This window comes from Azotobacter tropicalis, from assembly GCF_059739045.1.
Window position 1 is genome coordinate 834,035 of record NZ_AP046059.1, and the last position, 25,951, is coordinate 859,985.

The window sequence follows — 25,951 nt, forward strand, 5'->3', positions numbered from 1 at the left end:
GCCGCCTGTTCTCATTCCCGCGTGTCCGCCGCATCCAGATGGGCGACGTCCTGCCTTCGGCCAAGCGGACCGAGGCTGGCCATCACCGCGATCAGCTTGTCGGCATAGGCCGGGTCGGTGGCGTAGCCGGCCTGCTGCAGCGCCCGTGCGGCCTGGGCGGCATCCGGCGCGGCGACCACGCCGGCATAGCGCGGATTGCCGCCGATCAGCCGAGCGTAGTCGGTCACGGCGGCATCCAGTGACGGATAGGCGCGGAAGCGCTCCACCCGCTTCTGCGCCTGGCCGTCGACGTATTCGGTGGTCAGCACGTCGGCCGTCGCTCCGCGCCACTGGCTGCCGGCCTTGATGCCAAACAGGTTGTGGCTTTCGCCGCCGCTGGCCGTGGCGATCTGCCGCTGCCCCCAGCCGGTTTCCAGGGCCGCCTGGGCGAGGATCAGTTCGGCAGGTACGCCACTGGCGAGGCTGGCCCGGCGTGCCGGTGCCTGCAGGCGATCGAGGAAGTTCGTAACATGGGCCGGGCGTTCAACCACGCTGCCCAGCGAGGCCTGTGCCTCCGTCGCCCGTTCGGCTGCATCCGGCGCAGCGGACGGAAGCGCCACGCTGCCGTACAGAGGCCGCGGTGTGGCGCGCGGAATCCCGGCCAGCAGGTTCTCCTCCTTGGCGCTTTCCACGGGACCTGTTGCCTGGACAACGCCGCGCAACTGGTCGGCCAACTGCTCGGCCAGCCCCAGGCCTTGTCCGGCCAGATGCTGCGCCCACTGCTGATCGAGCAGCTCGGTGTACAGACGCGTCTGTGCGCTGTCGAACAGACCCGATTTCGGGCTGGCCTCGCGCATGCCTTTCAGCATCGCCTGCAGGAACAACGCCTCGAACTGCTTGCTCGCCTCGCGCAGCGCGGCCGGCGAATCCTCGCGGGCCGTATGCTTGAGACGCTGCAAGCCTTGCAAATCGAGGGCGAAACGCTCGCCGAGCGCAGCCGCAGCCATCAGATGATCTCCAGTTCGGCACGCAGGGAGCCGGCGGCCTTCAGCGCCTCAAGGATCGACATCAGGTCCTGGGGCGTGGCGCCCAAGGCGTTGAGCGCCTTGACCACGTCCATCAGGTCAGCGCTGCCCTCGATCAGATGCAGGGCGCCCCCTTGCTGCTCGATGGAGATATCGCTGTTCGGCGCCACTACCGTCTGCCCCCGCTGAAGGGTTCCGGCTGGGAGACGCGATTGTCGGTGTCGATGACGATCGACAGGTTGCCGTGCGCTACCGCGGCCCGGTGCAGCTTGACCGCACCGTTGAGCACCACGGCGCCGGTGCGCGAGTTGATGATCACCTTGGGCCGCTCCGACATCGGCGTGATTTGAACGCCTTCCACGCGCGCAATGAAGTTGACCCGCTCGTTCGGTGAGGACGGGCCCTGCAGGCGGATCAGGCCGCCATCCTGGGCGGAGGCCACGGTACGGCCGAATTCGTTGTTGATGGCGAGCACCACCCGCCGGGCGGTGGCGAAGTCGGGATAGCGCAGATAGAGATCGAGCTCGCCCCTGGGATTGCCCAGCTCGAGCGGCACCTCGCGCTCGACCAGCGCGCCACGGGCGATCCGCCCGCCGGCCTGCTGGTTGATCTGCACGCTACTGCCGTTGGCCTGGGCACCGACCCCGCCCACCAGCAGGTTGCCCTGGGCCAGGGCGTAGGTTTCGCCGTCCATGCCCTTGAGTGGCGTCATCAGCAAGGTGCCGCCGCGCAGGCTGCGAGCGTTGCCAATGGAGGAGACGACGACGTCGACCTGCTGCCCGGGACGGGCGAACGGCGGTAGGTTGGTGGTCACCATCACCGCGGCGACGTTGCGCATCTGCATGTTGCTGCCGGCCGGCACGGTGATCCCCAGCTGCGACAGCATGTTGGTCAGCCCCTGTTCGGTGAAGGGGGTCTGGGTGGTCTGGTCGCCGGTACCGTCCAGGCCGACCACCAGGCCGTAGCCGACCAGCACGTTGTTGCGCACGCCGGCGAAGTCGGCGATGTCGCGCACCTGCTCGGCCGGCGCCACGGCCGGGAGCAGCAGGCCGGCGAAGCAGAGCAGCAGGCACAGCGTCCGGCATGCCGCAGGGGCGAAGGATGTGGGGCGGGCACGCGAAACGGAATCGGGCATGGCAGGATGCATCAGAAGGGGGACACGTTGAGGAAGAAGCGCTGCAACCAGCCCATGTGCTGGGCCTCGTTGATGTAACCGTCGCCGACGTACTCGATGCGGGCCATGGACACCAGGGTCGAAGACACCGTGTTCTGCACGCTGATGGTGCGCGGGTTGACCAGACCGGAGAAGCGGATGTACTCGGTCCCCTGGTTGATGGCGATCTGCTTATCACCGACCACGCGCAGGTTGCCGTTGGGCATCACCTGCTGCACCGTCACGGTGATGGTACCGGTGAAGGAATTGTTGGCCCGCGATCCGCCGCTGCCGGTGAAATCATTGTCCCCCGTGGCGTCGGCGCCGAACTCGCCCACCTTCTCCGGCTTGTCCGACGTCGTCGAGAAGCCCACCGACATGTCCGCGGAACGGCTGGCATTGGAGGCCGAGTTCTTGCTGGCACTGACCTGTTCGTTGAGCACGATGGTCAGGATGTCGCCGACCATCCGCGGTCGGCGGTCCTCGAACAGCGGCTGGTAGATCTGCCCGCTCTGGAAGATGGAGCCGTTGGCCTGCCGGGGCGCCATCTGCGGCACCTCCAACGGCTCGTCGCGGACCACCGAGGTCCGCGGCAGCTGCGCGCAGCCCGCCGCGGACAGCAGCACAGCCAGCAGCCCGTGACGCAGGCGGAATCCCCAGGAGCGCGGCACTCGATTATTCCTCGTCATGCGCTTACAGCTGGGTCAGACGCGCGAGCATCTCGTCCGAGGTTTCCACGGCCTTGCTGTTGATCTCGTAGGCGCGCTGGGTCTGGATCATGCTGACCATCTCCTCCACCACGTTGACGTTGGAGGTCTCCACGTAGCCCTGGTAGAGGCGGCCGGCACCGTTGCTGCCCGGAATGTTCTCGTTGGGCGCGCCCGAGCTGGCGGTTTCCAGATAGAGGTTCTCGCCGATGCTCTGCAGACCGGCCGGATTGATGAACAGCGCCAAGTTGAGCTGGCCGACCTGATTGGGCTGAGCGTTGCCCGGCTGGGTCACCGAAACGATGCCGTCCTGGCTGACGGTCACCGACAGGGCGTTCTCGGGAATGGTGACGCCGCCCATCAGCAGGTAGCCGCTGGAGGTGACCATCTGGCCGTTCTCGTCGAGCTGGAAGCTGCCGTCGCGGGTGTAGGCGGTGGTGCCATCAGGCATCTCGACCTGGAAGAAGCCCTTGCCGTTGATCGCCAGGTCGTTCGAGTTCTCGGTCCCCTGCAGGTTGCCCTGGCTGTGCAGGCGCTCGGTGGCGACCGGGCGCACGCCGGTGCCGATTTGCAGGCCGGATGGCAGCTTGGTCTGGGTGGTATTGTCGGCGCCCGGCTGGCGCAGGTTCTGGTATAAAAGGTCCTCGAACACCGCCCGCGTGCGCTTGAAGCCATTGGTCGCGACGTTCGCCAGGTTGTTGGCGATCACGTCCATCTGCACCTGCTGGGACTCGAGGCCGGTCTTGGCCGTCCACAACGATCTGATCATCGGTGAATCTTCCTCCGTTCACGGCCATCGCGACGGCCGTGCCTGTCAGCCCTGCAGGGACAGCAGGGCGTTGGCGCGCTGGGCGTTGTCGTCGGCGCTGTCGATGGCCTTCATCTGCATCTCGTAGCGCCGCGCGTTATCGATCATCGCCACCATGGCCTCGGTGGCGCTGACATTGCTGCCCTCCAGGGCACCGGTGACCAGCCGTGCGGCATCGTCGGCCGCCAGCGGCTGGGAGGCTCCGGCGCCGTCCGACGGCGCGCGGAACAGGCCGCCCTCGCCGCGCTCAAGCCCGACATCGCCGGCCGACACCAGCTTCAGGCGTCCCACCGCGGCGCTGGTGTCGGGATCCTGCCCCTCCTCCACCACGCTCACGGTGCCGTCGGCGCCGATGGTCACCTCGCTGCCCAGCGGCACCATCAGGGGGCCGCCGTCGCCGATCACCGGATGGCCGGCGACCGTCATCATGCCGTTGCCGTCGATCTGAATGTCGCCGCGCCGGGTATAGGCCTCGTTGCCGTCGGAGGCCTGCACCGCCAGCCAGGCATCGCCGTCGAGCGCCACGTCCAGGCCGCGGCCGGTGCGGGTGACCGGTCCTTGGGTGAAGTCGGCGCTGGAGGTGGCAAGCCGTACCGAGGTGCGGGTCGGCAGGCCCTCGCCGTCGACCGTCACGGCCTGCAGCTCCATGAGCTGGGCGCGAAAGCCCGGCGTCACCGCGTTGGCCAGGTTGTGCGTGACCACCGCCTGCTGGTCGAGACTCTGCTTGGCGCCGCTCATGGCGGTGAATAGCATGCGATCCATGGATCAGGCTCCGTCAGCGGCCGAGGTTGACCGCCTGCTCGAGCACGTCGCTCTGCGTCTTGACCGACTGGGCGTTGGCCTGAAAGTTGCGTTGGGCGATGATCAGGTTGACCAGCTCCTTGGTCAGGTCGACGTTGGAGGTTTCCACCACGCCGCTTTCGACCGTCCCGAGCTGGCCAGCGCCAGCCACACCCACCAAGGCCTGCCCAGAGGCCGCCGTTTCGATCCAGACGTTGTCGCCCACCGGCTGCAGGCCCTCCGGGTTGCGGAAGCTGGCCAGTTGGATCTGGCCGAGAACCTGGGTCTGCTCGTTCGAATAGTTGCCGACGATGTTGCCGTTCTCATCCACGGTGAAACCCACCAGACTGCCGGCGGTATAGCCGTTCTGGGTCAGGCTGGACACCTCGAAGTCGTTGCCGAACTGGGTAGTGCCGGCCAGATCCAGCTCGAAACTGATGTCGGCGGCGCCGTTGGTCAGGGTGAAGCCGAAATTGCTTGATGCATAGGCATCGAGCACGCCGCTGGAAGTGAAATTGACGCTCTGCGAGTCTGCCGATACATCCCCATCAAGGGCGGCATGCACTTCCCAAGTATTGGTACCGGTCTTGGTGAAGTACAGGCTCAACTCATGGGCATTGCCCAGCGAGTCGTAGACCGTGGCGGTGTTGGCATAGGAATAGGTGGCCGGGTCGGTCGCATCGAAGGTCGCCGTCACCGCCTCGGCACCGGCATCCAGGTTCAAGGTCGCCGCGACCTCATCCGTGGGGCTGGCCTGCAAGCCATCGGAGGGGATCTGGATGACGCCATCAGCACCCACCAGACGCGCGCCCTGGGCATTCTCCAGATAACCGTCGGAGGTCAGGGTCAGTTGGCCGTTGCGCGAGTAGACCACCTGGCCGCCCTGCTCCAGGCGGAAGAAGCCCGAACCGCTGATGGCCAGGTCAAGACCGCGGTCGGTGGTTTCCAGGTTGCCTGAGTTGAAATTCTGCACGACATCCGAGACCCGGGTTCCCAGACCGACCTTGGCACCGGCATAGACGTCGGCGAACTGGGTGGTGGAACTCTTGAAACCGACGGTCTGCGAGTTGGCGATGTTATTGCTCACCACGTTGAGGTTGGTGGAGGCGGCGTTGAGACCACTCAGTGCCTGCGAAAAACCCATGTTCTGCTCCGTGAAGGTTATGACGGCCGGCTACCCGGCAAGCCGGGAGTCGTGGATCGGCGAAAAATGCGTTTAGAGAATCTGGCGGATATCGGCGAGAGCGACGCTTCCCTGCACTGCGCCCAGATCCAGCTGCAGCCCCTCGCTGCTGCGGGTGACGCCGCCGACCTCGGCGTAGTTCAGGGTCGTGTGGGAGAGTGTCTCGCCATCGGCGCTGGCCTCGATGCTCACGGTGTAGGCGCCGTCCGGAGCCGCGCTGCCGTCGTCCAGCGTGGCGTCCCAGACGAAGGACTGCACACCGGCATCCAGCGCTCCCAGGTCGAATTGGCGCACGACCTGGCCGTTGCCGTCGGTGATGGTTACCTTGACCTGATCGGCCGGCTGCTCCAGCTCGATGCCGAACGCCGTCGCCACCTGGTTGCCGACCAGTATCTGGTTGCCTGGCACCAGCACGCCATGCCCGACCAGCGCCGCGGCCTGCAAGGCTTGGCTCTCGTCGATCTGCCCGGTGATGCTCTCCAGCGTCGTGTTCAGTTCCTCGATGCCGTTCAGGGTGTTGATCTGCGCCAGCTGCGAGGTCAGCTCGGCATTCTCCATGGGCTTGAGCGGGTCCTGGTTCTGCAATTGCGTCACCAAGAGCGTCATGAAGTTTTCCCGCAGCTCTTCGGCGGTGCTCTTGCTCTGCGTCGTGCCGACATTGCCGTTGAGGGCGCTGACGACCGAAGTGTCGATGGTGCTCATGGAGGAGTTCAGCCTTCGCCAAGAGTCAGGGTTTTCAGCAGCAACTGCTTGCTGGTGTTCATCACTTCGACGTTGGCCTGATAGGAACGCGAAGCGGCGATCATGTTGACCATTTCGTGCACCGGCTCGACGTTCGGCAGGCTCACGTAACCCTCTCCGTCGGCCAGCGGGTGTTCGGGGCGATACTCCCGCCGCAACGGCGAAGGATCCTCCACAACCTGAGTCACGCGCACGCCGCCGATATCCGAACGCCCCAAGCTCCGGGTTTCGAAGACCACCTGCTTGGCACGATAGGCCTGGCCGTCCTCGCCCCCACGCTGTCCACGTTGGCCAGGTTGCTGGCGGTCACGTTCATCCGCTGCGACTGTGCGCTCAGCGCCGAGCCGGTGATATCGAAGATGCTGAACATCGACATGCTGCCGTACTCCCCGCTCATTCCGACTGCATGGCAGTCTTGAGTCCCTGAAGGCGACTGTTCAAAAAGGTCAGACTGGCCTGGTAGCGCACCGTGTTGTCGACGAACTGGGCCCGCTCGCGGTCCATGTCCACGGTATTGCCGTCCAGGCTGGGCTGGTCCGGAACCCGGTAGAGCAACTCGCGCACGGCGAGCGCTGCTATCGAGGAGCCCTGCACATGGCGCGTCGAGGTGGTCGTCAGGCGCATGGAGGAAGCGCCTCTCCCACCCTCGACGGCCTTGGCCAACTCGCGGGAAAAGTCGAAATCCCTTGCCCGGAACTCCGGCGTATCGGCGTTGGCGATGTTGGCGGCCAACACCTGTTGACGCTGGGTGCGCAGATTCAGGGCTTCCTGCTGAAAACGCAGCGAGGCATCGAGTTTGTCGAGCATGCCCGCGACTCCCTCCATAGGGATCATTTGGTTGATGGCAGAATAGCGGCACAACCTCCAGGGCAAAGGCAGAAACAGGCCCGCATTTATCAACCAATTCCGCCCTTGTCCCGGCGGCATTCTTCCTAGAATTTCCGCCTCACCGCCGACGGAACGACCGCATGTCGAGCCTCCCTCCGCTCCGCCTCCTTCTACAGGGAGTCCTGCCATGCCTCCTAGCCTGGCAGGCAGGCCAGCCAGCCGAAGCCGCGCCGGATCTGATGGAAACCAGGATCCGGGAATTGATCATGCAGCGCCTGCCGGTCAGCGACCGACAGGAACTGCGGATCGAGTTGGAACGCCCGGCCGCCAGCCTTCCGGGCTGCAACGATCCGCAGCCGTTTCTGCCGCAACCCAACCAGCGCCTGCCGGGACGAGTCGCAATAGGCGTCCACTGCGCCGGAAATGACCAACCAGCCCGTTATCTGCAGGCCTCCGTCGGCATCCTGGGGGAATATGCTGTTGCCCGACGTACCATCGAACCCGGCGAAATCATCGAGCCCGGCATGCTTGCGGTACGCCAGGGCCAACTGGAGCGCCTGCCGCGCAACGCAGCTATTTCCGCCGACGAGGTCCTCGGCATGCAGGCCGCTCGAGCCATCGCCGAGGGCAGCCCCCTCCAGCACAGCGCCCTGCGCACGCCCGGGCTGATCGAACGCAACGCCCAGGTCGTCCTCGAGGCCCGGGGACCCGGCTTCATCGTCAGCCGCAAAGCCACCGCACTCGACGGCGGCAGCCTGGACAGCGTGGTGCGGGTGCGCACCGAAGATGGGGAAATACTGCGCGGCAGGGTCGTCGGCCGCAATCGGCTGCAGGCGGGCCAGTGAGCATCGCTCGCAACCTTCGCATTTTGGTGAGGCGACTGTTCAAGTTTGCCCGCCCAGGGCCGATACTTCGCCTTGGGAACACCGCGAGAGAAATCCACCGTGAAAATCGACAACTCCACTCTGCCAGGCGCCGCACGACCGACCGACCACAGAGAGACCGGCCTCCGCATCCATCGTGGCGAAGCCCCGGCGCAAACGGAATCGCCCGCCGCCATCGCCCACCTCGGCCAGTCCACGGAAACGGATGCCACCCAGGACATCGACATGGCTCGCGTCATGGAAATTCGCCAGGCGATCGGTGAGGGCCGCCTGCAGATTCGCCCCGAACGCATCGCCGAAGGACTGCTCGAAAGCGTCCGCGAACTACTCGACGACGGGGCCTGAACCTTTTAGGACGGAAGGATTTCCATGAGTCTGAGCAAGCATCTCGCCACCCAGCAACAAACCTTGCAGCGCTTCGTCGAATTGATCGAAGAAGAGCAGCAAGCGCTGACCGAAGCCGATGTCGACGGCCGGCACCTGAGCAACCTGGCCGCCGCCAAGCAGACGCTGCTCGCCGAACTCGAACGCCTGGAAAGCCAGCGCAGCAACGCCCAGATCAAGCTTGGCTACGGCGCCGGGCGTCGCGGAGCCGAACAGGCCGCCAGGGATGCCGACTGCCTCCCCGCCTGGCAACGGCTGCTCGAACTGGCCAGCCATGCCCAACTGCTGAACCGCCTCAATGGCGATGCCATTCGCACCCGCCTGGGACACAACCAGCGCATCCTGAACTTTCTCCACGAAGCGGCCGGACACTCCCTTTACGGCCCGGATGGACGCGCTCGACGCAACGGCAGCCTCTCCGGCCTGTCCACCTAAAAGACAGGCCAGCTCGCGATCCAACGGACACCACAGCAGAGGGAACGAGAACCACCCTCATGGAAAGCTTGAAACTTTCAGGCAGGAAACGAAAAAGCCCCGAATTCTCGGGGCTTTTTCGTTCAGTATGGCGGTGGAGGTGGGATTCGAACCCACGATACGGTTTCCCGTATACACACTTTCCAGGCGTGCTCCTTCAACCGCTCGGACACCCCACCGGATATCTACGGACCTTCTTGCCCGTCGACGGCGCGCAATTTATCCGAACGACGATCAGAAAGCAAAGCTTTTTCAAAAAATTCATGCGTTTAGCCAGCTAGGCCTATCCGCAATCCACGTCCGCCATAGCGAAATGTTGCCATTGTGGGCCAAGCCAGAGCCAGGGAAACGAAGAGGCTGCTGAAGAACAACTGCGCCACCCCCCAAGGGTTATGGCTCAGCGGGGTCAGCGCCAAGCCTATTAAAGCCACAAGCGCCAATCCGGCCAAACAGGCAACGGTAGACGCACTGGAAAGATTGCACCGAGTCATCGGCATGACTCCTTTCGCCCAAGAATTCTTTACCGTACTGCGCGGGCGATGGCACAGCCAACCGCCTCTGTCAAAAACTTAATGCGCTGCACATTCATGAGCTGGGATCGAATTCTTTTGGGCAATGAATCACCTTATCTTTTCCCGATCCTGTGCTTTTCCACATATTCAGGCAAACGATAATGGCCAGGGACTCCCAATTTTTCTAACGCCTGTTATTAACCACTGCTTTGCTAATCGTTTGCAGCTATGCAGACGATAACCCGAAAACCCTATCCCACCGATGTCAGCGATGAGGAGTGGGCCTTTGTGGCGACCTACCTGGCGCTGATGCCCGAATCCTGCGCCCATCGCGTCCACAGCCTGCGCGAGGTCTTCAACGCCCTGCGCTACATCGCCCGCGGCGGCCAGCTCTGGCGGCAGACGCCGCATGATCTGCCGTCCTGGCAGGTGGTGTATCAGCAGACCCGGCGCTGTAGCGAGGCCGGCGTCTTCGAGGAACTGCTGCACGATTGGCGCGAGTCGATCCGGGTGGCCGACAAGCGCAAGGCCCAGCTTGGCGCCGTGATCCTCGACAGCCGTACCCTGCAGTCGATGCCGGAAAGCGGCACACGGGCCGGCTATGACGGGGCCAAACGCCGCAAGGGCTCGAAGGTGCAATGGCAGTGGATACGCTCGGACAGCTGTTCGCCCTGCGGGTGGCGCCCGTCAACGAACAGGACCGTGCCCAGGTGGCAGCCCTCGCCGAGCAGGTGTGCGGGTGACCGGTGAGGCCGGTGAAGGCTGCCTTCGTCGATCCGGGCTACAGCGGCGAGTCGGCGGCCGGACAGGTGGAGGCGCATGGCATCCGGTTGGGAGTCGGGACTACGGGCGCCTAGCCGCGCCGCCAGGACTTTGACCACCCCGCCAGCCGCCACGTAAACGAGCGGATCTACAACCTTTAGCGAGTGGTTCGCTGCAATGTGACAGTTGATTATCTCCCTAACAATCGGTTATCCATTGGCCATGGGAGCTGCGGCGAACAGCCGCAGCCCCACGAAAGGTTCGAGAAGAGCGTCTCCGGCGCCGATCCGCCGGAGCATCAGCGATCCGGGCGAACCCCGCCTGCCGGTTCAAGACCCGGCTCGGCAGGCGGCCAGCCCTTGAAGAGGAGGCTGCAGCATGAACGATTGGGGAGTTGTTTCGGCCAGAGAAGAGTCCCGCATGGACTCACAGCTTGCAGCCGAGCTGCTGAACAAGCGGGGCGCGATGGAGCGTACCGCTGTTGCCGATCTGCAATTCATTCCGCTGTACCGGGAAGTGCACGAGAAGGTAAGCCTACTCGCCCTACGTGCCGAAAGCTGTATCTGCGAGGGGCCAGAGCGGAGCTTTCATCTCAATGTCGCAAGGGCGATCGATTCGGTGATAGGTTTCGCCAGCGGCCACTCCGCCATCCTGACCAGCGAGCAGCGTCGGCTGCTTGCCGGCCTACAGTCCGAGTTCAGCGACACCTTGCGGCAGAGCCTGAACGCCGGTGAGCGGCATCGCCAAGCGGTGGAGAAAGCCAAGCGGGCCACCCTCGACTTCCTCGAACGTGCCGGTCGCCCCCTCACTATGGATCCCGTGGCTGCATAAGACTTGCCGCCAGCCCGCATGACCTCCGCCGAATCGTCGGCAGGAACGCCTGCTCGAGCAAGGACGCCTCCGAGCCTTGATTCACTTAGAGCCTGTTATTAACCCGTTCGTTTCTTGATCGGCCTGGTGCTGCCAAGGCCTTGAGAGCAGTCGGCAACATCAGGCAAACAAAGGCTATGAAGTGAAAGCCTGCCAGCGGCGGGGCAGCAGGATGAAGCCCTTCTTCGCTTCCGTGTGCTTGATCACTTCCAGCCGGATGCCATGCGCCTCCACCTGTCCGGCCGCCGACTCGCCGCTGTAGCCCGGATCGACGAAGGCAGCCTTCACCGGCCTCACCGGTCACCCGCACACCTGCTCGGCGAGGGCTGCCACCTGGGCACGGTCCTGTTCGTTGACGGGCGCCACCCGCAGGGCGAACAGCTGTCCGAGCGTATCCACTGCCATTGCACCTTCGAGCCCTTGCGGCGTTTGGCCCCGTCATAGCCGGCCCGTGTGCCGCTTTCCGGCATCGACTGCAGGGTACGGCTGTCGAGGATCACGGCGCCAAGCTGGGCCTTGCGCTTGTCGGCCACCCGGATCGACTCGCGCCAATCGTGCAGCAGTTCCTCGAAGACGCCGGCCTCGCTACAGCGCCGGGTCTGCTGATACACCACCTGCCAGGACGGCAGATCATGCGGCGTCTGCCGCCAGAGCTGGCCGCCGCGGGCGATGTAGCGCAGGGCGTTGAAGACCTCGCGCAGGCTGTGGACGCGATGGGCGCAGGATTCGGGCATCAGCGCCAGGTAGGTCGCCACAAAGGCCCACTCCTCATCGCTGACATCGGTGGGACAGGCTCTAGTGCCATGTGTCGTGACCATGTGGCTGCTGGGGTGCCCGACTCCGAGTTCCAAGACCATCGCTGACTTTCGACGGACAATGGCCGGCGCTCCAGGCCTGCTATCAGGCCCTCGTACAGCTCTACCGTCGGGTCGGACCGATCACCGGCGGGGGCACTGACCATCAATGGCAGCAAAGCACTTAAAGACTATACCCGCCCGAGCAGCCGACACCTTCAGCTGCCGAGCGAGCTGCTTGCCATCTGCCCCTCAGTCCTGCAGTACCCAGCCGGTACTGTAAAACCGGCACGCCGGTTGCTCCAATGGGGCGAATGTCAATGCGAGGAGCACTTGTCCGTCTTGAGGCAGCTGTTGATGGCCTCGGGCACCGGCATGGCCACATTCAGCAGCGCGTTCAGGCGCGGGATGTCGAAGCCGCAGACCAGGATCTCGCCCACTTCCAGCAGGGGCCGTTTGATCAACAGCGGTTCGGCGAGCATCTTCTCGATCAGTTCGTCCCGGCTCAGGGCGGCGACATCCACTTCGCCGGATTTGATCTTCGGCGCCGCGGTATTGACCATGGCGTCCTTCTCCAGTCCAGCGAAGAAGGATTCCAGACGCTCGCGGGTCCAAGGCGTGCTTAGCAGGTCCCGGACCTCCAGCGCGATGCCATGCTCCTGAAGCAAGGTCTTCTGCCTGCGGTTTCCACCACAGCCGGGTTTTTCGTAGAAGATGACGGTTTTTACAGCAGCTTGTGCAGTCATGGTGATCCTTCGAGCAATCAGGCGGATGAATGCCCGGATCTTAACCAAGGCCAAGCGCGAGGTCAGCCGGACCTCGCCCCTCCGACTGCGACACTGCGCCGCGGCGAAGGCGCCTCGCCCGACCGGCCAGGGCCTCAGCCGAGCGCCGTATCGAGGAACATCATCACCGCGAAACCGGCCATCAGGCCCAGTGTCGCCGGGGTCTGGTGGCCGTTGCGGTGGGTTTCCGGGATGATCTCGTGGGATACCACGAAGACCATGGCACCGGCGGCCAGGCCCATGCCGACCGGGTAGGCCAGGGCGAAGCCGCTGGAAATGCCGATGCCGACCAGGGCACCGAGGGGCTCCATGAGGCCGCTGGCCAGGGCCACCAGGACCGAACCGGTCATCGACAGCCCGGTGGTGCGCAGAGCCATGGCCACGGCCAGGCCTTCGGGGATGTCCTGGATGGCGATGGCACTGGCCAGCGGGATGCCCACGCCGAGATCGCCGCCGGCGAAGCTGACGCCGATGGCCATGCCCTCCGGCAGGTTGTGCAGGGTGATGGCCAGTACGAACAGCCAGACCCGGCCGATGCGCTCGCTGTCCGGGCCGCAGGGGCCGGTAGCGGCATGCGAGTGCGGGGTGAAGCGGTCGAGCCCGAGCATCAGCAGTACCCCGAGCGCCAGTCCGGAGACCACGCTGGCGGCAGCCTGCAGACCGCTGCCGGTGATCTCCCTGGCTGCCTCCAGGCCGGGCAGGATCAGCGAGAAGGAGCTGGCGGCGAGCATCATGCCGGCACCGAAGCCAAGCATGATGTCCTGAATGCGCACGCTGATCCGCCGCAGGACGACGGCTGCAAAGGCACCGAGGCCGGTGGCGGCGAAGCCGGCTCCGCCGCCGTACAGCGCGTGCCATAGGCTCTCCGGACGGGTGCCGGTGAAGGCGTTGTACAGGCTGCTGCCGAGCAGTACCAGGACGATCAGCAGGGCAAGCACCAGACCGGAGGCGAGCACTGGGCTGGCTTCGATCTGCGCCAGCAGGGCCACCCGAAAACTCGAGGCCGAAGTGGCCAGGGGATTGCTGCTTATGCCGTCACTCATGGTCGCGGCTCCACTGTCAGCGGCCGGGCTGCGCCGGCCTGGAAGCAGGCAATGCCCGAATCGCTACCTGGGCAAGGTAGCGACCGGGATGACCTGTCGGATGGCGGGAAGGAGGACTTTCCGCCGCCAAGCCTTTTGGACCACAGGGAACGGGCGCTCGTGCCCTTTTTCTAACTCTGCAGATGCAACGAACCTCGGAGAGCAGTATGTCCATGACCTCAACCTTCTCTTCCAGCGAACCGACCCGGGCCGCCATCGAGGCCCTGCGCGCGCCGACCGTCCTCGAGTTCGGCGCCTCCTGGTGCGGCCACTGCCAGGCGGCGCAACCCCTGATCGCCAAGGCCTTCGCCAGGCATCCGAAGGTTGGCCACATCAAGATCGCGGATGGCAAGGGCCGCCCGCTCGGACGCGCCTACCGGGTCACCCTGTGGCCGACCCTGATCTTCCTTGACCGCGGCCAGGAAGTCGCACGACTGGTCCGTCCCGACGACGTGCAGGCCATCGAGCGCGCCCTGGCGATGATCGACGCGGCTGCCTGACGCCGCCCGAGGCCGCCCGGGCACCGCCCTCCCCGGCGAATCCCCTCGGTCCGCTTCGCCGGTTACACTCGGCAGCGGTTCCGAAACAAGGAGGCGGTATGAAGCTCCACCTGTACGACCACTGCCCGTTCTGCGTACGCGCCGAGATGGTGGCGAACTACAAGGCGGTGGCCCACGAGAAGGTTTACCTGGCGAACGACGACGAGGCGACCTGCCACCGGCTGATCGGCGCCAAGCAGGTGCCCATCCTGCAATTCGACGACGGCCGGGCCATGGGCGAGAGCCTGGAAATCGCCCGCGTACTGGACGAGTTGGGCAACCCCAGGCGGATGATCCGCCCGCACGGCGACTTCGAAGCCATCCGTCAGCATATCGAGCAGGTACGCACCGCGATCAGCTGCCTGCTGTTTCCCCGCGACATCGCCCTCGGCCTGCCCGAATTCGCCACCCGGAGCGCCCGCGACTATTTCCAGGCCAAGAAGGAGCGGATCATCCAGCGCCCGTTCGTCCAGGCCCTGGCGGAAACGCCCGAGCACAAGGCCAGCGTGGAAGGAATACTCGCCAGCCTGCCACCGCTGCAGACACCCGTCGCCCACGGCAATCGCCTGGGCTGGGACGACGTGCTGCTCTACCCGCCCCTGCGCAACCTGAGCATGGTCCGGGATCTGGCCTTCCCGCCCTCGGTGCGTGCCTACGTCGAGGAAGTGGCACGCCTGATCGATACCGCCACCTATTTCGACCGGGCGATCTAAGCCCAAAAGGAGCATCTTGTGCCCATTCTTCTCGCCCGTGCCAGACTGGCCACAGCCATCCTGCTGCCGGCCTGGCTGCTGATCACCCTGCTGCTGAAGCTCTGGCGTCCGATCATCGCCGGCCTGCCGGAATGGCAGGTCGCCGCCATCATCGTGCCGCAGATGATCGTCGGCATGGTGTTCGTGATCATCCCGCTCACCCAGGGACTGCTCCTGAGGCTGGCGGCGAGGCGCCAGGGGTTGGCGGTCGGCCAAAAGGACTGAAGCACAGCTGGCGGACAGGAGCAGAGGACGGCCGGCTGCGGCCGCGCCTGCTAGACTGCGCGTCATTTTCGCTTTCCATCAGGCCTTCCCGTGACCTCCACCGCCTTCGCCACCCTGCCCCTTTCCGCCGCCACCCTGACCAACCTCGATGTCCTCGGTTACACGACGATGACACCGATCCAAGCGCAGAGCCTGCCGATCGTCCTGGGCGGCCATGACCTGATCGCCCAGGCCAAGACCGGCAGCGGCAAGACCGCGGCCTTCGGCATCGGCCTGCTGGAGCCCCTGAATCCGCGCTTCTTCGGCTGCCAGGCGCTGGTGCTCTGCCCGACCCGCGAGCTGGCCGACCAGGTCGCCCGGGAAATCCGCCGACTGGCCCGCGCCGCCGACAACATCAAGGTGCTGACCCTCTGCGGCGGCGTGCCCTTCGGCCCGCAGATCGGCTCGCTGGAACACGGCGCGCACGTCATCGTCGGCACCCCGGGGCGGGTACAGGAGCACCTGAAGAAAGGCACCCTCACGCTCTCCGGGCTGAATACCCTGGTGCTCGACGAGGCCGACCGCATGCTCGACATGGGCTTCTACGACAGCATCGCCGAGATCCTCGGCCAGACCCCGGCGCGGCGGCAGACCCTGCTGTTCTCCGCCACCTACCCGGCCGGCATCGAGCAGTTGGCGGCGGCCTTCATGAAGAGCCCGCAGCGCGTGGAGGTGGAATCGCTGCACGACGATGCCCAGATCGAGCAGCGCTTCTACGAGATCGACCCGCGCCAGCGTCTGGACGCCGTGGTGCGCCTGCTCGGCATTTCCGCCCGCAGTCCTGCGTCGCCTTCTGCCATACCCGCCAGCAGTGCCAGGAGCTGGTCGAGCGGCTCCAGGCCCAGGGCATCTGCGCCCTGGCGCTGCACGGCGACCTGGAGCAGCGCGAACGCGACCAGGTGCTGGCGATGTTCGCCAACCGCAGCCTGTCGGTGCTGGTGGCCACCGACGTGGCGGCGCGCGGCCTGGACATCGCCGGGCTGGAGGCGGTGGTCAACGTCGAGCTGGCGCGCGACCCCGAGGTGCACATCCATCGCATTGGCCGCAGCGGCCGGGCCGGCGAGAAAGGCCTGGCGCTGTCGCTGGTGGCACCGGCCGAGGCCGGCCGCGCCCAGGCCATCGAGGATCTGCAGCGCTCGCCGCTGAACTGGTGCGAGCTGGACAGCCTCGAGGCCCGGGGCGGCGGGCCGCTGCTGCCGCCGATGACCACCCTGTGCATCGCCGCCGGACGCAAGGACAAGCTGCGCCCCGGCGACATCCTCGGCGCGCTGACCGGCGCGGCCGGCATTCCGGGTACCCAGGTCGGCAAGATCGCCATCTTCGACTTCCAGGCCTTCGTCGCCGTCGAGCGCGGCCTCGCCAAACAGGCGCTGAAACGCCTCAACGAGGGCAAGATCAAGGGCCGGTCGCTCAAGGTGCGCATCCTGCAGGCTTGATGGCGCCTGCGTGACACACTGCCGACCTTCGGATCGCGCTGCGCAACCGGCCAACCTTATTCCTTGAGCGATTGGAAAGCGCCCATGAACGACAAGATCTTCTGGCTGTTCCTGCTGGCCGGCCTGAGCTGCGCACCGGGCGCGATGACGGCGCAGGCCGCCTGCCCCACCGAATCCGCAGCCGCCGAGCTGGTGGCGCACTATCTGCAGCGCCAGCCGCTGGAGAACCCGCCGGCCATGTCCCTCATGGATGCCGAATGCGGCCGTGATCGGGTGGTCGCTCTTCTCGGCCGGCAACTGGGCCGGGTCGTGGGCTACAAGGCCGGGCTCACCAATCCGGCGGTGCAGCGGCGCTTCAATCATGACCAGCCGGTGCGCGGCACCCTGCTCGCCGGCATGCTGCTGGAGGACGGCGCCAGCGTGCCGGCCCGCTTCGGTGCCCGGCCGCGGCTCGAGGCGGACCTGCTGGTGCGGGTCAAGGATTCGGAGGTCCATGCGGCGACCAGCCCCGAAGAGCTGCTGCAACACCTCGATGCGCTGATCCCTTTCATCGAGCTGCCCGACCTGCTGGTGCAAGACCCCGGCAAACTCAATGGCGCGGCCATCACCTATATCAACGTCGGCGCGCGTCTGGGCGTGATGGGCAAACCCCTGCCGGCCAGCCCGGCGCTGGCGGCGCAACTGGCCGGCATGACCGTGCGGGTGCTCGACGGCGAGGGGCGCGAGCTGGATCGCGGACGCGGCAGCGACGTGATGGGCCAGCCGCTGCAAGCGGTAATCTGGCTCGCCCAGGACCTGGCCCGCGCCGGCATCCGTCTGCAAGCCGGCGACCTGCTGAGCCTGGGCTCGTTCTCCAAACCGCTGACACCGCAGGCCGGCCAGCAGGTGCGGGTGGTATACGAGGGGCTGGACAGCACGCCAGCGGTGGGCGTGAATTTCCAGTGAGATCATCGCCGGCATAGCCAGCCGTATCAGCCGCGATCGATCGACAAGGCATTTCCGCGAGGACAGGATCATGCCCACCGCAGCTCGCCGCATCGCCCTGCTGGCCCTCGGATGCCTGCTCCTCTCCGGCTGTGGCGGATTTCGCGGCGGCTGGGAAAGTGTCGCCTATCTCGGCGACACGCCACCGACCGCGCGAAACGAACCCAGGTTTTTCGAGGAGACGGCGAATCCTCCTCCACTGGAGCTCCCCGGCCTGCGCCTGCAGGTGATGCTCGACAACCAGCTGCGCACCTACGACATCCAGCTGTACCTGTTCGTCCTCCCGCTCTACATCGACCCGCGCGACCGCTACTGGAAGAACCACAGCCCCGGCACGACCCGCGTCTACCTCACGGTGACGCCCGCGAAGTCGGGGCTCGTGTTCCGCCCGGCACAGGCGGTGCTTAGCATCGGCAACCAGCGCTTCGAGGGCATCGCCGGATTCGACTTCGACCGCTGGGACCGAGCAGGACGCCGCGTCGGGGAAGGTGGAACCTGGGAGCATCGCCCCGTGGCAACGGAGCTGCCTCTCGACGAGCCGGGGCGCAGTTATCATCTATCGATCGACTTCGACACTCCCGTGCCTTCGCCGGAGTCCCGCGAGATCCTGCTCGACCTGTCGCGGGCGCTCGGCTCGCCGCGCCATCCCGTGCTGCCGCCCATCCGCTTCGTGCCGATGCGCTGGCGGCGAAGCTATAGCTAGCGCTAGCCTGGTTGCCCACAGCTCGCCCGCCTCCGTGCCACTCTCCCCGTCGCCCCGGCTGCCACTCGCCTGCGCCAGGTGGTAGCATCCGCGCCCCATGAAAATCGCCGACTTCCACCAACGCCTCGCCGACCTCGGCGCCAAACCCCGCCATATCGGGCGGATCGACCGTGCCTGGCTGCACGGCTGGCCGCTGGACACCGGCACGCGCCACCAGCAGGCCCAGGACTTTCTGCCGCTCAGCGTGCGCGAAGCCATGCCGCAGCTGAGCGCGACGGTCGCCGGCCTCGCCCGGCTGCGCTCCGAGTACCCGGCTGCCGACGGCTCGGCGCGCCTTCTGGTCGAGCTGGGCGACGGACAGATGGTCGAGAGCGTACTGCTGCCGCGTGACGGGCTCTGCGTGTCGAGCCAGGTCGGCTGCGCAGTGGGCTGCGTGTTCTGCATGACTGGCAAGAGCGGCCTCTTGCGCCAGCTCGGCAGCGCCGAGATCGTCGCCCAGGTGGCGCTGGCCCGGCGCTTCCGCCCGGTGAAGAAGGTGGTGTTCATGGGCATGGGCGAGCCGGCGCACAACCTCGACAACGTGCTGGAGGCCATCGAGCTGCTCGGCACCGCCGGCGGCATCGGCCACAAGAACCTGGTGTTCTCCACGGTGGGCGATCCGCGGGTGTTCGAGCGCCTGCCGCAGGGGCGGGTCAAGCCGGCGCTGGCCCTGTCCCTGCACAGCACCGATGCCGAGCGGCGCCAGCGGCTGCTGCCGCGCGCCCCGCGCCTGGATCCGGAGGAACTGGTCGAACTGGCCGAGGCCTACGCGCGCCGGACCGGCTATCCGATCCAGTACCAGTGGACGCTGCTCGAAGGCATCAACGACAGCCAGGAGGAAATGGACGGCATCCTGCGTTTGCTCAAGGGCAAGTACGCGGTGATGAACCTGATCCCCTACAACAGCCTGGAGGCCGATGATTACCGGCGTCCCGGCGGCGAACGGATCGTCGAACTGGTGCGCTACCTGCACGGCCGCGGTGTGCTGACCAAGGTGCGCAACTCGGCGGGCCAGGATATCGACGGCGGCTGCGGACAGCTGCGCGCACGGGCGGAACAGGCGGCCAGGAGCCGGGCGCCGCGCACGCACTGACCCGCCATCCGTCTGGACAGCTCCGCCGCGCCGTCGATACTGTCGGCGAGATCGGCCATCACCTCTGGAGCCCGCCATGTTCCGCATCCTGGGAATCGACCATCTGGTGCTGCGCGTCGTCGATCTGGAGAAGATGCTGCGCTTCTACTGCGAGGCGCTCGGCTGCAGCGTCGAGCGTCGCCAGGACGACCTCGGCCTGGTCCAGCTGCGCGCCGGCAATGCGTTGATCGACCTGGTTCCCGTCGACGGCATGCTGGGCAGCGCCGGCGGCGCCGCACCGGGCAGGGAAGGACGCAATCTCGACCATTTCTGTCTGCGCATCGAGCCGTTCGACGAGGCGCTGATCCGCCAGCGCCTGACGGAACACGGCATCGCGGCCGGTGCCGTGGCATTGCGCTACGGCGCCGAAGGCACGGGCCCCTCCCTCTACGTCACCGACCCGGAGGGCACGGTCGTCGAACTCAAGGGACCGGCGGCCGCCTGATCCCATGACCAGCGACGCGGACATCCTCGCGCAGATCGATACGGCCTTCGCCGGTGTCGGCAAGCCCGAGCATTTCACCGACTACCGCCACTGCTGCGAATGCGCCGAGCATGACGAGACGCTGCGCAGCCACGACCGGGACAGCCTGGAACTGCACCACGTCGGCAATCCGGGCTGGGATCCGCTGTGCTTTGCGTCGGCCCAGGGCCTGGCCTATTACCTGCCGACGCTGGCCCGCTTCGCCCTCGACTCGCCGAGCGCCGAGCACGGCTGGTATGGCGATCAGTTGCTGTTCCATCTTTCCCATGGCGGCGCCTGGAACAGGCTGTACTGCTACTGCTCGCCGGAACAGCGCGGTGCCGTCGCCGCACTGCTGGCGCACTTGGTCGAAACCCGCGCCGAGGCGGTCGATGGCCTTCCCGAAGAGGACATGCTGCAGGGCTACGCGCTCTGGTCGGCAGAAGCCTGATCCTCTTCCACCGTCGGCACTTCGCCTGCTCCGACGGTTACACTGCGCAGCCTGCCCGGGGCCGAGAAAAGCCCCGGGCCTCTCCAGGCAGTACAGAGAGACAACCCAGCCATGATGGTTACCCAGAAACAGGTGGAGGCCGGCCAGGCCGTCTACACCCAGCGCACGCTCGCGCTCTACGACTTCGTGGTACTCGGCCTTTCCAATCCCTTCATCTGGAAATGCCCTACCCGGCGGCTCGAAGCCCACTACGAATACCACCTCAGCGCCAATCACCTGGATGTCGGGGTGGGCACGGGATATTTCCTCGACCGTTGCCGATTCCCTACGCAGGAGCCCCGGGTGGCGCTGATGGATCTGAACCCGGACACCCTGGCGTTCGCCGCCCGGCGCATCGATCAACACGCGCCCAGGAGCTACCGGCGCAACGTGCTGGAGCCGATCGCCTTCGCCGACGCGGGCTTCGATTCGGTCGGCATCAACTATCTGCTGCACTGCCTGCCGGGCGACATCGCTTCGAAGGCCGTGGTCTTCGATCACCTCAAGGCGTTGATGAACCCCGGCGCCGTCCTTTTCGGCGCCACCCTGCTGCAGGGCGGTGTCCCGCGCAGCTTTCTGGCACGGGGCCTGATGGCTGCCTACAACCGCAAGGGAATCTTCTGCAACCGGGAAGACGCTCTGGACGGCCTGAAAGACGAACTCGGCCGCCGCTTTCGCGAAGTTTCGGTCGAGGTGGCGGGCTGCGCTGCGCTGTTCTCCGCACGAGCCTAGGGCTGATCCACCCGGTACCAGGTGCGGTTCTCGCCGATCAGCGGAGTGCCGATGAAGCCCCGTACCCGCAGTTGCCGCCCGCCCTCCTGCAGGGTCAGGCGGCAGTCGTAGACCTTGCCGCTGTCCGGGTCGAGGATCTCCCCGTGCCCGTAGCCCTCGCCCTCCCGCTTGACGCCGCTGAGGATGGTCATGCCGAGCAGCGGCTTGCCACGGCGCTCCCCCTCGCACTTGTCGCAGTAGGGCGATTCGGCATTCGGCCCGCGCAGGCCCTTCTCGATGGTGCCCCGGTACTCGTCTCCCTGCCGGTCGATGCGGACCAGCGCGCGCGGCTCGCCGGTCTGCTGATCGCGGATCATCCACAGCCCGATCAGCGGATCGCCCGCCGCGGCGCTGGCGGCACCGCTGCTGGCAGCCAGCAGCATCACCAGGGCGCAGCAGATGCACAACCGCCGCACGGCCACTTGGGATCGCCCGTCCGGGGCCTTCATCTCAGCGTCCCCCGGCAGCGGCCCGGACAGCCGGGAGCCGGCGGTCCAGGCGCTCGCGCAGGGCAGCCAGCTCATGACGAATGGCATCGCCGCGATAGTGCAGGAAAGCGCCGGTCTCCCCGCCGACCAGGACCTCGAGATAGGGCTCGGCGGCCGCGATTCCCTCGTCGCAATAGGTCTTGAGGGTCAGCAGGCTGTCGTCGTCCTCCTCAATCTCGGTTTCCACTACTCGCCTGAGCCCCAGTTCCTGGACCAGCATGCCCAGCCCCACGCTGTCCTCGTCGGCGACCCCCTGGTGCAGGGGCAGGTGCAGCGAGAAGTGCCGCTCGTCCACCCAGACCGGCTCCACGGGAGAAGCGCTACGCAGCAGTTCCAGGGTATGCGCCGCCTGCTCCAGGCTCGCCAGGTTGATGGCCGGCATATACAGGCCGCGGCGCCCGGAGCCGGTGTAGGCCTTGCGCATGATGCCTTCGAGATTGGGTTTGCGGCTCGCCGGGGCGTGCACGCAGCCGGGGTGCTCGCGGCCGATGCCGCCGCCGAACTCGACGACCAGGTTCACCCCGTCGCCGATCGCCTGCTGCAAGCCGCTCATCCACTTCACCGGGTGGAACATCTGGAAGAACAGTGCGGCACGCAGCTGGTCGGGGTCGTTGCCATGATAGTCGCCGGTATAGTTGGAAAGGACCTTCACCGCCGGAGCCTTCATGGCAGTGGCATCGAGATGGGCACGATAGCGCTCCGCGGCATTGATCATCAGGTAGGTGTGGAAGGCGCCATCGGTCTTCAGGTAGCGTCCGGCCTTGGCCCGGCCGAAGCGCTCGACGACATCCGCCATGAGCGCCTCCAGGTCGTTCTCGAAGCCGCAGACCACGGTCTGATCGGGCAGGTTGCAGCCGCCGATGCCGCAGTAGTGCGCCTCGGCGAGCGGCTTGATCGATTCGAGATCCAGGCGGAAAGCGGCCATCTTCCCGCGCCCGAACTCCGACATCAGCCGGCCGCGCATGCGGATCAGCCTTAACGCATCCTCGAACGCCAGAGCGCCGGCGGCTACCAGCGCGGAATACTCGCCCAGGCTGTGACCGGCCAGCACGCTCGGCGTCCAGGCCCCGCCGGTGAGTTCGCGGAACGCCGCGAGGCAGGCCATGGAATGGGTGAGCAGCGCGATCTGGGTGAACTCGGTGCTGTTGAGCCGCTCTTCCGGCCCCTGGAAAGACAGTTCCGCCACGTCGAAGCCCATCGTCTGACTCGCTCGCTCGTACAGGTCGCGCACGCAGGAAAAGTGCCGGTGGATGTCGCTCCCCATGCCGACGTACTGCGAGCCTTGCCCGGGGAACACGAACATGATGTTGGGACTGGAAACCTGGCTCATGGAAAAACTCCCTGTATGGATCGAGCACCGGGCATCGCCGCCCGGACCGTCAAACACGCGGGGGCGCCCGCGCGCGTCATGCCACCTTGGGAATGCTGCCAGCCGCCGGACCACCCATCCGGTCGGCGATCCCCAGGTGCTCGAGCACACGGTCGGTCATGTGATCGGCCGTGAAACGCTCCGCCAGCGCGCGGGCATTCCCTGCCAGCTCGCGGTGAAGTGCCGTGTTCGTCAGCAGGCTCTCCAGCTGCCGGGCCAGGTCGCCGCTGTCCCAGACCCCGAAGGTCAGGCCGCCGGCCCGCTCGCCGTCGCGCATCACCTCGGTGACGCCGCCATAGTCTGGGACCAGCACCGGCGTGCCATGGCTCATCGCCTCGGCCACCACCAGGCCGAAGGCCTCCCGGTTCACCGAGGGATAGACCACGCAGTGACTATGGGCGAACAGGGTGTCGCGGATATCCTCGGAAACCGCCCCCGCCTGGTGTATCGGCAGACCGAGATGGTCGGCGAGATCGGCGATGACCTTCTTGCAGGACTCGCCCTTGGCGGTGGCGCCGCAGATCACCAGTTGCAGCGGAACACCGCGTGCCATCAGCAGTCGGGCGGCATAGAGCAGCAGGTCGATGCCCTTCTCGGCTTCCTGGCGGCCGAAGTAGGTGACGATGGGGATGTCCTCGCGCAGTCCGGGGAAGAGCTTCCTGAGCCTCGCCCGTGGCGGCCTGGCCGACGGGAGGGGTAGCTCGATGCCGTTGTGGACCGCCTTCATACACTGTCGCGGGACGTTCAGCTCGTCGGCGATCCGCTCGAGGTAGTCGTGGCTGACCACCATGGCCGGCCAGCGCGAACCGGCGACGGCCTCGTTGAGACGGCTTTGAAAGGCCTCGAAGATCCCGCCGCGTCGCGCGTAGTCGGCGAATTGCTCGTCGCCCTGGAAGGTCAGCGCGTAGTCGAAATCGGCTCCGCCCTGGCGCTTGGCCGCCAGGGCGAGCGTGCCGAGAGAGGCGAAGCTCATCATCAGATGGCTGACTTCGTCCCGGGCGATGAAGCGACGCAGGCGACGGGCCAGACCGGTATCCGAGTCCGGCGTCGCATGCAGCGCACAGATGAGATGGGTGAGCAGACGGTCGACGAAGCCGTTGAGGCTCTGGGTGACGCGTAGCCGGAACTGCAGAGGGAGCAGGAAGGCGGCCGAACCGACCACCTGGTCCATGAACGCCGAGGGCCGCCGGAACTGGTAGCGCGTGCCGTGGCAGAGCAGCCGATGCTCGATCCCCGGGTCGGCGAGTTCGGGATTCCACTCCATCATCCAGTAGACCAGCACCTTGTAACCGCGTCGGTGCAGCATATTGGCGAGAGTCAGGTCGCGAACCGTGGAGCCCAGGTAGGATCCACTGCCAATGGTGACGAACGCGAAAGTCGGCTTGCTCATGCGGCCTCCAGTCCATGGAGAGGGCTGCGGGCCGGATCGGGCTCGCCGCCTCCCCTGCTCAGTGAACGCTCAGAACGTGTAGCTAACTCCGGTAAACACCGAGTAGCGCAACAACGTCCCGAACTCGTCGTCGTCGCCCCCGGTAAAGATGTTGCCCGTGAAATAGGCCTGGACGTTGTCGGTCAGGTCGTATTCGAGGATGCCGGTGAAGCGCTGGGACTCGTCGTCGAGGTTCCTCAGGTAACGGATGTTGTATTCGAGATCCGGAATCGAGGTGTTGTCGGTGACCTGGACCATCGCGTAGCTCTGCCGGTAAAGAACGCTCCTGCTGTTCACCTGCCCGGTCAGGTAGCACTGGATCATGGGTTCGTCGTCGCAGCCGTTGTTGTCGCGCAGGTACTCGACGTTGACCGTCGGCCCGACTTCGAGAGTGTAGGAAGCGCCGAACTGGTAGCCGGCCTTTCCTCGTACTTGACATTGCCCTCGGCATAGAGCAGCAACGCATCCGAGGCGTTCCAGCCGGCGAAGAAGCCGGTCTGGTGCTGGTCGTTCTCGCGGTACGAGTGAATGATCGAGGCATAGCCCGAGGAGCCGGTGTAGTCGAGCTTGACCGCGTAGATCTTCTCGAACTCATCGTCGTCCGACAGCCGGCTGCCGGTCAGCGAGGGCTGCCCCGAGGTCAGGCTGTCGATGTTGTCCGAGTGACCCGGACCGGTATTGGCGATCGCCGACAGGGTCCAGGTTCCGTTGGGAATCCAGATCGCCCGGTAGTAATCCAGGCCGGGCACCTCGACGCGCGGGTTGTTGCGTCCGTTGTCGCGGGTGAAGGGGTTGGACAGCGAGAGGATCACCGATGGCCCCCACTGCAGGTTTTCCCGTCCGTAGGACAGGGTCAGCTCGTCGAAGGGGCGGTAACGCACCCAGCCCTCGTTGAGGTACACGTCCGAATCTTCGTCGTGCTCGCCGTCGCGCGGACCGTCCTTCCAGCTTTCCCAGAGCTTCTGGTAGCGCGGCTTGAGGGCGAACTCCCAGTTGCGGAAGTTCAGGCTCAGATCCGCCCGCGGGTTGAGCACCCACTGATAACGCGGAATCTCGGCAGCGTTGTCACGGTTGATCGTGGATTCTTCCGCCTCCTGCACGAGGGTATATGCCATGAGGTTGAAGCGTGAATAGAAGCCGCTGGCCAGTTCATCGGCCAGGCTCATCTGCTCCTCACCCAGTTCGGGAAGCTCGGCTGCCCCCGCCAGTCCTGCCTGGATTGCCATGCCCGCCAGGGGCAATACCAGTCCCAAACGATGAGCCGTCCTTGCCATCTCGTCCGTCCATGCCATGTCTGAAGTTGTCCATACTGCGTTGAATACCCTGACCGGGTTGTTGAGT

At 65.9% G+C, this 25,951-nt stretch carries 28 protein-coding genes, 1 tRNA gene and 5 pseudogenes; 15 read left to right on the top strand and 19 right to left on the bottom strand.

Translation table 11 applies throughout. From position 1 onward, the window contains the following. Window positions 1-11: 11 nt before the first annotated feature. From flgJ to Atro_RS03745, 10 genes and pseudogenes are all read right to left on the bottom strand, one after another. Complete coding sequence (gene flgJ / locus Atro_RS03700; RefSeq protein ID WP_497926486.1) at window positions 12-986, bottom strand: flagellar assembly peptidoglycan hydrolase FlgJ; 975 nt, start codon at window positions 984-986, stop codon at window positions 12-14. Further along, a pseudogene (locus Atro_RS03705) lies at window positions 986-2,151 on the bottom strand (flagellar basal body P-ring protein FlgI). Before Atro_RS03705 ends, flgJ begins: the two are co-directional and overlap by 1 nt. Further along, a complete protein-coding gene (locus Atro_RS03710) occupies window positions 2,151-2,828 on the bottom strand; it encodes a flagellar basal body L-ring protein FlgH (protein ID WP_497926487.1) in 678 nt (225 codons plus the stop codon). Before Atro_RS03710 ends, Atro_RS03705 begins: the two are co-directional and overlap by 1 nt. A 22-nt stretch (window positions 2,829-2,850) precedes the next feature. Continuing rightward, on the bottom strand, window positions 2,851-3,633 hold the full coding sequence (flgG, locus tag Atro_RS03715) for a flagellar basal-body rod protein FlgG (protein WP_089167993.1): 783 nt from the start codon (window positions 3,631-3,633) through the stop codon (window positions 2,851-2,853). A gap of 45 nt (window positions 3,634-3,678) precedes the next feature. Further along, window positions 3,679-4,434 (bottom strand): flagellar basal body rod protein FlgF, encoded by a 756-nt coding sequence (locus tag Atro_RS03720; RefSeq protein ID WP_497926488.1) that lies wholly within the window; start codon window positions 4,432-4,434, stop codon window positions 3,679-3,681. Between the two features lie 13 nt (window positions 4,435-4,447). Next, window positions 4,448-5,596, bottom strand: a complete 1,149-nt coding sequence (gene flgE, locus Atro_RS03725; protein ID WP_497926489.1) for a flagellar hook protein FlgE — start codon at window positions 5,594-5,596, stop codon at window positions 4,448-4,450. A 72-nt stretch (window positions 5,597-5,668) separates the two neighbouring features. Then, complete coding sequence (gene flgD / locus Atro_RS03730) at window positions 5,669-6,337, bottom strand: flagellar hook assembly protein FlgD (RefSeq protein WP_497926490.1); 669 nt, start codon at window positions 6,335-6,337, stop codon at window positions 5,669-5,671. An 8-nt stretch (window positions 6,338-6,345) separates the two neighbouring features. Next, window positions 6,346-6,752 (bottom strand): annotated as a pseudogene (flgC, locus tag Atro_RS03735) (flagellar basal body rod protein FlgC). Between the two features lie 17 nt (window positions 6,753-6,769). Further along, on the bottom strand, window positions 6,770-7,183 hold the full coding sequence (gene flgB / locus Atro_RS03740; protein ID WP_497926491.1) for a flagellar basal body rod protein FlgB: 414 nt from the start codon (window positions 7,181-7,183) through the stop codon (window positions 6,770-6,772). Window positions 7,184-7,398: 215 nt separating this feature from the next. Further along, entirely contained in the window at window positions 7,399-7,752 is a 354-nt protein-coding gene (locus tag Atro_RS03745; protein WP_497927746.1) for a hypothetical protein, read from the bottom strand. Between Atro_RS03745 and flgA the strand changes: the two genes are divergently transcribed. The 3 genes from flgA to Atro_RS03760 all read left to right on the top strand — a co-directional run bounded on the left by flgA (window position 7,699) and on the right by Atro_RS03760 (window position 8,907). Next, on the top strand, window positions 7,699-8,049 hold the full coding sequence (gene flgA / locus Atro_RS03750) for a flagellar basal body P-ring formation chaperone FlgA (protein WP_497927599.1): 351 nt from the start codon (window positions 7,699-7,701) through the stop codon (window positions 8,047-8,049). The genes Atro_RS03745 and flgA overlap by 54 nt on opposite strands. A 99-nt stretch (window positions 8,050-8,148) precedes the next feature. Then, complete coding sequence (gene flgM, locus Atro_RS03755) at window positions 8,149-8,433, top strand: flagellar biosynthesis anti-sigma factor FlgM (RefSeq protein WP_497926492.1); 285 nt, start codon at window positions 8,149-8,151, stop codon at window positions 8,431-8,433. Between the two features lie 24 nt (window positions 8,434-8,457). Next, entirely contained in the window at window positions 8,458-8,907 is a 450-nt protein-coding gene (locus Atro_RS03760) for a flagella synthesis protein FlgN (protein ID WP_497926493.1), read from the top strand. A gap of 128 nt (window positions 8,908-9,035) precedes the next feature. Here the strand turns inward: Atro_RS03760 and Atro_RS03765 are convergent. Further along, window positions 9,036-9,125: transfer RNA gene (locus tag Atro_RS03765), tRNA-Ser, on the bottom strand. Window positions 9,126-9,695: 570 nt separating this feature from the next. On the opposite strand from Atro_RS03765, the pseudogene Atro_RS03770 reads away from it, so the two are divergent. Both Atro_RS03770 and Atro_RS03775 read left to right on the top strand, forming a co-directional pair. Further along, a pseudogene (locus tag Atro_RS03770) lies at window positions 9,696-10,297 on the top strand (IS5 family transposase); the annotation flags it as partial. Window positions 10,298-10,598: 301 nt separating this feature from the next. Continuing rightward, window positions 10,599-11,051, top strand: coding sequence for a hypothetical protein (locus Atro_RS03775; RefSeq protein WP_497926494.1), 453 nt, complete (start codon window positions 10,599-10,601; stop codon window positions 11,049-11,051). Between the two features lie 192 nt (window positions 11,052-11,243). On the opposite strand, the pseudogene Atro_RS03780 reads toward Atro_RS03775, so the two are convergent. From Atro_RS03780 to Atro_RS03790, 3 genes and pseudogenes are all read right to left on the bottom strand, one after another. After that, window positions 11,244-11,908: pseudogene (locus Atro_RS03780) on the bottom strand (IS5 family transposase); the annotation flags it as partial. A gap of 293 nt (window positions 11,909-12,201) precedes the next feature. Next, window positions 12,202-12,630 carry an ArsC/Spx/MgsR family protein gene (locus Atro_RS03785; protein ID WP_497926495.1) on the bottom strand — a complete coding sequence of 143 codons (429 nt, stop codon included), beginning with the start codon at window positions 12,628-12,630 and terminating at the stop codon, window positions 12,202-12,204. 134 nt (window positions 12,631-12,764) lie between these two features. Beyond that, complete coding sequence (locus Atro_RS03790; protein WP_497926496.1) at window positions 12,765-13,712, bottom strand: ZIP family metal transporter; 948 nt, start codon at window positions 13,710-13,712, stop codon at window positions 12,765-12,767. A 206-nt stretch (window positions 13,713-13,918) separates the two neighbouring features. On the opposite strand from Atro_RS03790, the gene Atro_RS03795 reads away from it, so the two are divergent. From Atro_RS03795 to Atro_RS03840, 10 genes and pseudogenes are all read left to right on the top strand, one after another. After that, window positions 13,919-14,251, top strand: coding sequence for a thioredoxin family protein (locus Atro_RS03795; protein ID WP_497926497.1), 333 nt, complete (start codon window positions 13,919-13,921; stop codon window positions 14,249-14,251). A gap of 98 nt (window positions 14,252-14,349) precedes the next feature. Continuing rightward, on the top strand, window positions 14,350-15,003 hold the full coding sequence (grxB, locus tag Atro_RS03800) for a glutaredoxin 2 (protein ID WP_497926498.1): 654 nt from the start codon (window positions 14,350-14,352) through the stop codon (window positions 15,001-15,003). 18 nt (window positions 15,004-15,021) lie between these two features. Further along, window positions 15,022-15,267 carry a hypothetical protein gene (locus Atro_RS03805; RefSeq protein WP_497926499.1) on the top strand — a complete coding sequence of 82 codons (246 nt, stop codon included), beginning with the start codon at window positions 15,022-15,024 and terminating at the stop codon, window positions 15,265-15,267. A gap of 90 nt (window positions 15,268-15,357) precedes the next feature. Then, window positions 15,358-16,742: pseudogene (dbpA, locus tag Atro_RS03810) on the top strand (ATP-dependent RNA helicase DbpA). A gap of 84 nt (window positions 16,743-16,826) precedes the next feature. Then, entirely contained in the window at window positions 16,827-17,687 is an 861-nt protein-coding gene (locus Atro_RS03815) for a 2-keto-4-pentenoate hydratase (RefSeq protein ID WP_497926500.1), read from the top strand. A 70-nt stretch (window positions 17,688-17,757) separates the two neighbouring features. Further along, window positions 17,758-18,429 (top strand): hypothetical protein, encoded by a 672-nt coding sequence (locus Atro_RS03820; RefSeq protein WP_497926501.1) that lies wholly within the window; start codon window positions 17,758-17,760, stop codon window positions 18,427-18,429. Between the two features lie 97 nt (window positions 18,430-18,526). Continuing rightward, a complete protein-coding gene (locus Atro_RS03825) occupies window positions 18,527-19,561 on the top strand; it encodes an RNA methyltransferase (protein WP_497926502.1) in 1,035 nt (344 codons plus the stop codon). Between the two features lie 76 nt (window positions 19,562-19,637). Then, window positions 19,638-20,045, top strand: a complete 408-nt coding sequence (locus Atro_RS03830; protein WP_497926503.1) for a VOC family protein — start codon at window positions 19,638-19,640, stop codon at window positions 20,043-20,045. 4 nt (window positions 20,046-20,049) lie between these two features. Beyond that, a complete protein-coding gene (locus Atro_RS03835) occupies window positions 20,050-20,514 on the top strand; it encodes a hypothetical protein (RefSeq protein ID WP_497926504.1) in 465 nt (154 codons plus the stop codon). A 111-nt stretch (window positions 20,515-20,625) separates the two neighbouring features. Then, complete coding sequence (locus Atro_RS03840) at window positions 20,626-21,285, top strand: class I SAM-dependent methyltransferase (RefSeq protein WP_497926505.1); 660 nt, start codon at window positions 20,626-20,628, stop codon at window positions 21,283-21,285. On the opposite strand, the gene Atro_RS03845 is transcribed toward Atro_RS03840, so the two are convergent. The 5 genes from Atro_RS03845 to Atro_RS03865 all read right to left on the bottom strand — a co-directional run bounded on the left by Atro_RS03845 (window position 21,282) and on the right by Atro_RS03865 (window position 25,863). After that, window positions 21,282-21,773 (bottom strand): DUF2147 domain-containing protein, encoded by a 492-nt coding sequence (locus Atro_RS03845; protein WP_497926506.1) that lies wholly within the window; start codon window positions 21,771-21,773, stop codon window positions 21,282-21,284. The two genes, Atro_RS03840 and Atro_RS03845, sit on opposite strands and share 4 nt — an antisense overlap. 1 nt (window position 21,774) lies before the next feature. After that, on the bottom strand, window positions 21,775-23,142 hold the full coding sequence (locus Atro_RS03850) for an ACP S-malonyltransferase (RefSeq protein ID WP_497926507.1): 1,368 nt from the start codon (window positions 23,140-23,142) through the stop codon (window positions 21,775-21,777). 76 nt (window positions 23,143-23,218) lie between these two features. Continuing rightward, complete coding sequence (locus Atro_RS03855; RefSeq protein ID WP_497926508.1) at window positions 23,219-24,571, bottom strand: glycosyltransferase family 4 protein; 1,353 nt, start codon at window positions 24,569-24,571, stop codon at window positions 23,219-23,221. A gap of 69 nt (window positions 24,572-24,640) precedes the next feature. After that, window positions 24,641-24,934, bottom strand: a complete 294-nt coding sequence (locus Atro_RS03860; RefSeq protein ID WP_497926509.1) for a hypothetical protein — start codon at window positions 24,932-24,934, stop codon at window positions 24,641-24,643. Further along, window positions 24,931-25,863, bottom strand: a complete 933-nt coding sequence (locus Atro_RS03865) for a hypothetical protein (protein WP_497926510.1) — start codon at window positions 25,861-25,863, stop codon at window positions 24,931-24,933. Before Atro_RS03865 ends, Atro_RS03860 begins: the two co-directional genes overlap by 4 nt. Window positions 25,864-25,951: the final 88 nt, after the last annotated feature.

Excerpts from the sequence above, each read along its gene's own strand:
- flgJ (WP_497926486.1), bottom strand. The coding sequence starts at position 986 with ATGGCTGCGGCTGCGCTCGGCGAGCGTTTCGCCCTCGATTTGCAAGGC.
- flgG (WP_089167993.1), bottom strand. The coding sequence starts at position 3,633 with ATGATCAGATCGTTGTGGACGGCCAAGACCGGCCTCGAGTCCCAGCAG.
- Atro_RS03720 (WP_497926488.1), bottom strand. The coding sequence starts at position 4,434 with ATGGATCGCATGCTATTCACCGCCATGAGCGGCGCCAAGCAGAGTCTC.
- flgE (WP_497926489.1), bottom strand. The coding sequence starts at position 5,596 with ATGGGTTTTTCGCAGGCACTGAGTGGTCTCAACGCCGCCTCCACCAAC.
- flgD (WP_497926490.1), bottom strand. The coding sequence starts at position 6,337 with ATGAGCACCATCGACACTTCGGTCGTCAGCGCCCTCAACGGCAATGTC.
- flgB (WP_497926491.1), bottom strand. The coding sequence starts at position 7,183 with ATGCTCGACAAACTCGATGCCTCGCTGCGTTTTCAGCAGGAAGCCCTG.
- Atro_RS03760 (WP_497926493.1), top strand. The coding sequence starts at position 8,458 with ATGAGTCTGAGCAAGCATCTCGCCACCCAGCAACAAACCTTGCAGCGC.
- Atro_RS03775 (WP_497926494.1), top strand. The coding sequence starts at position 10,599 with ATGAACGATTGGGGAGTTGTTTCGGCCAGAGAAGAGTCCCGCATGGAC.
- Atro_RS03785 (WP_497926495.1), bottom strand. The coding sequence starts at position 12,630 with ATGACTGCACAAGCTGCTGTAAAAACCGTCATCTTCTACGAAAAACCC.
- Atro_RS03790 (WP_497926496.1), bottom strand. The coding sequence starts at position 13,712 with ATGAGTGACGGCATAAGCAGCAATCCCCTGGCCACTTCGGCCTCGAGT.
- Atro_RS03795 (WP_497926497.1), top strand. The coding sequence starts at position 13,919 with ATGTCCATGACCTCAACCTTCTCTTCCAGCGAACCGACCCGGGCCGCC.
- grxB (WP_497926498.1), top strand. The coding sequence starts at position 14,350 with ATGAAGCTCCACCTGTACGACCACTGCCCGTTCTGCGTACGCGCCGAG.
- Atro_RS03815 (WP_497926500.1), top strand. The coding sequence starts at position 16,827 with ATGAACGACAAGATCTTCTGGCTGTTCCTGCTGGCCGGCCTGAGCTGC.
- Atro_RS03820 (WP_497926501.1), top strand. The coding sequence starts at position 17,758 with ATGCCCACCGCAGCTCGCCGCATCGCCCTGCTGGCCCTCGGATGCCTG.
- Atro_RS03825 (WP_497926502.1), top strand. The coding sequence starts at position 18,527 with ATGAAAATCGCCGACTTCCACCAACGCCTCGCCGACCTCGGCGCCAAA.
- Atro_RS03830 (WP_497926503.1), top strand. The coding sequence starts at position 19,638 with ATGTTCCGCATCCTGGGAATCGACCATCTGGTGCTGCGCGTCGTCGAT.
- Atro_RS03835 (WP_497926504.1), top strand. The coding sequence starts at position 20,050 with ATGACCAGCGACGCGGACATCCTCGCGCAGATCGATACGGCCTTCGCC.
- Atro_RS03840 (WP_497926505.1), top strand. The coding sequence starts at position 20,626 with ATGATGGTTACCCAGAAACAGGTGGAGGCCGGCCAGGCCGTCTACACC.
- Atro_RS03845 (WP_497926506.1), bottom strand. The coding sequence starts at position 21,773 with ATGAAGGCCCCGGACGGGCGATCCCAAGTGGCCGTGCGGCGGTTGTGC.
- Atro_RS03850 (WP_497926507.1), bottom strand. The coding sequence starts at position 23,142 with ATGAGCCAGGTTTCCAGTCCCAACATCATGTTCGTGTTCCCCGGGCAA.
- Atro_RS03855 (WP_497926508.1), bottom strand. The coding sequence starts at position 24,571 with ATGAGCAAGCCGACTTTCGCGTTCGTCACCATTGGCAGTGGATCCTAC.
- Atro_RS03860 (WP_497926509.1), bottom strand. The coding sequence starts at position 24,934 with ATGATCCAGTGCTACCTGACCGGGCAGGTGAACAGCAGGAGCGTTCTT.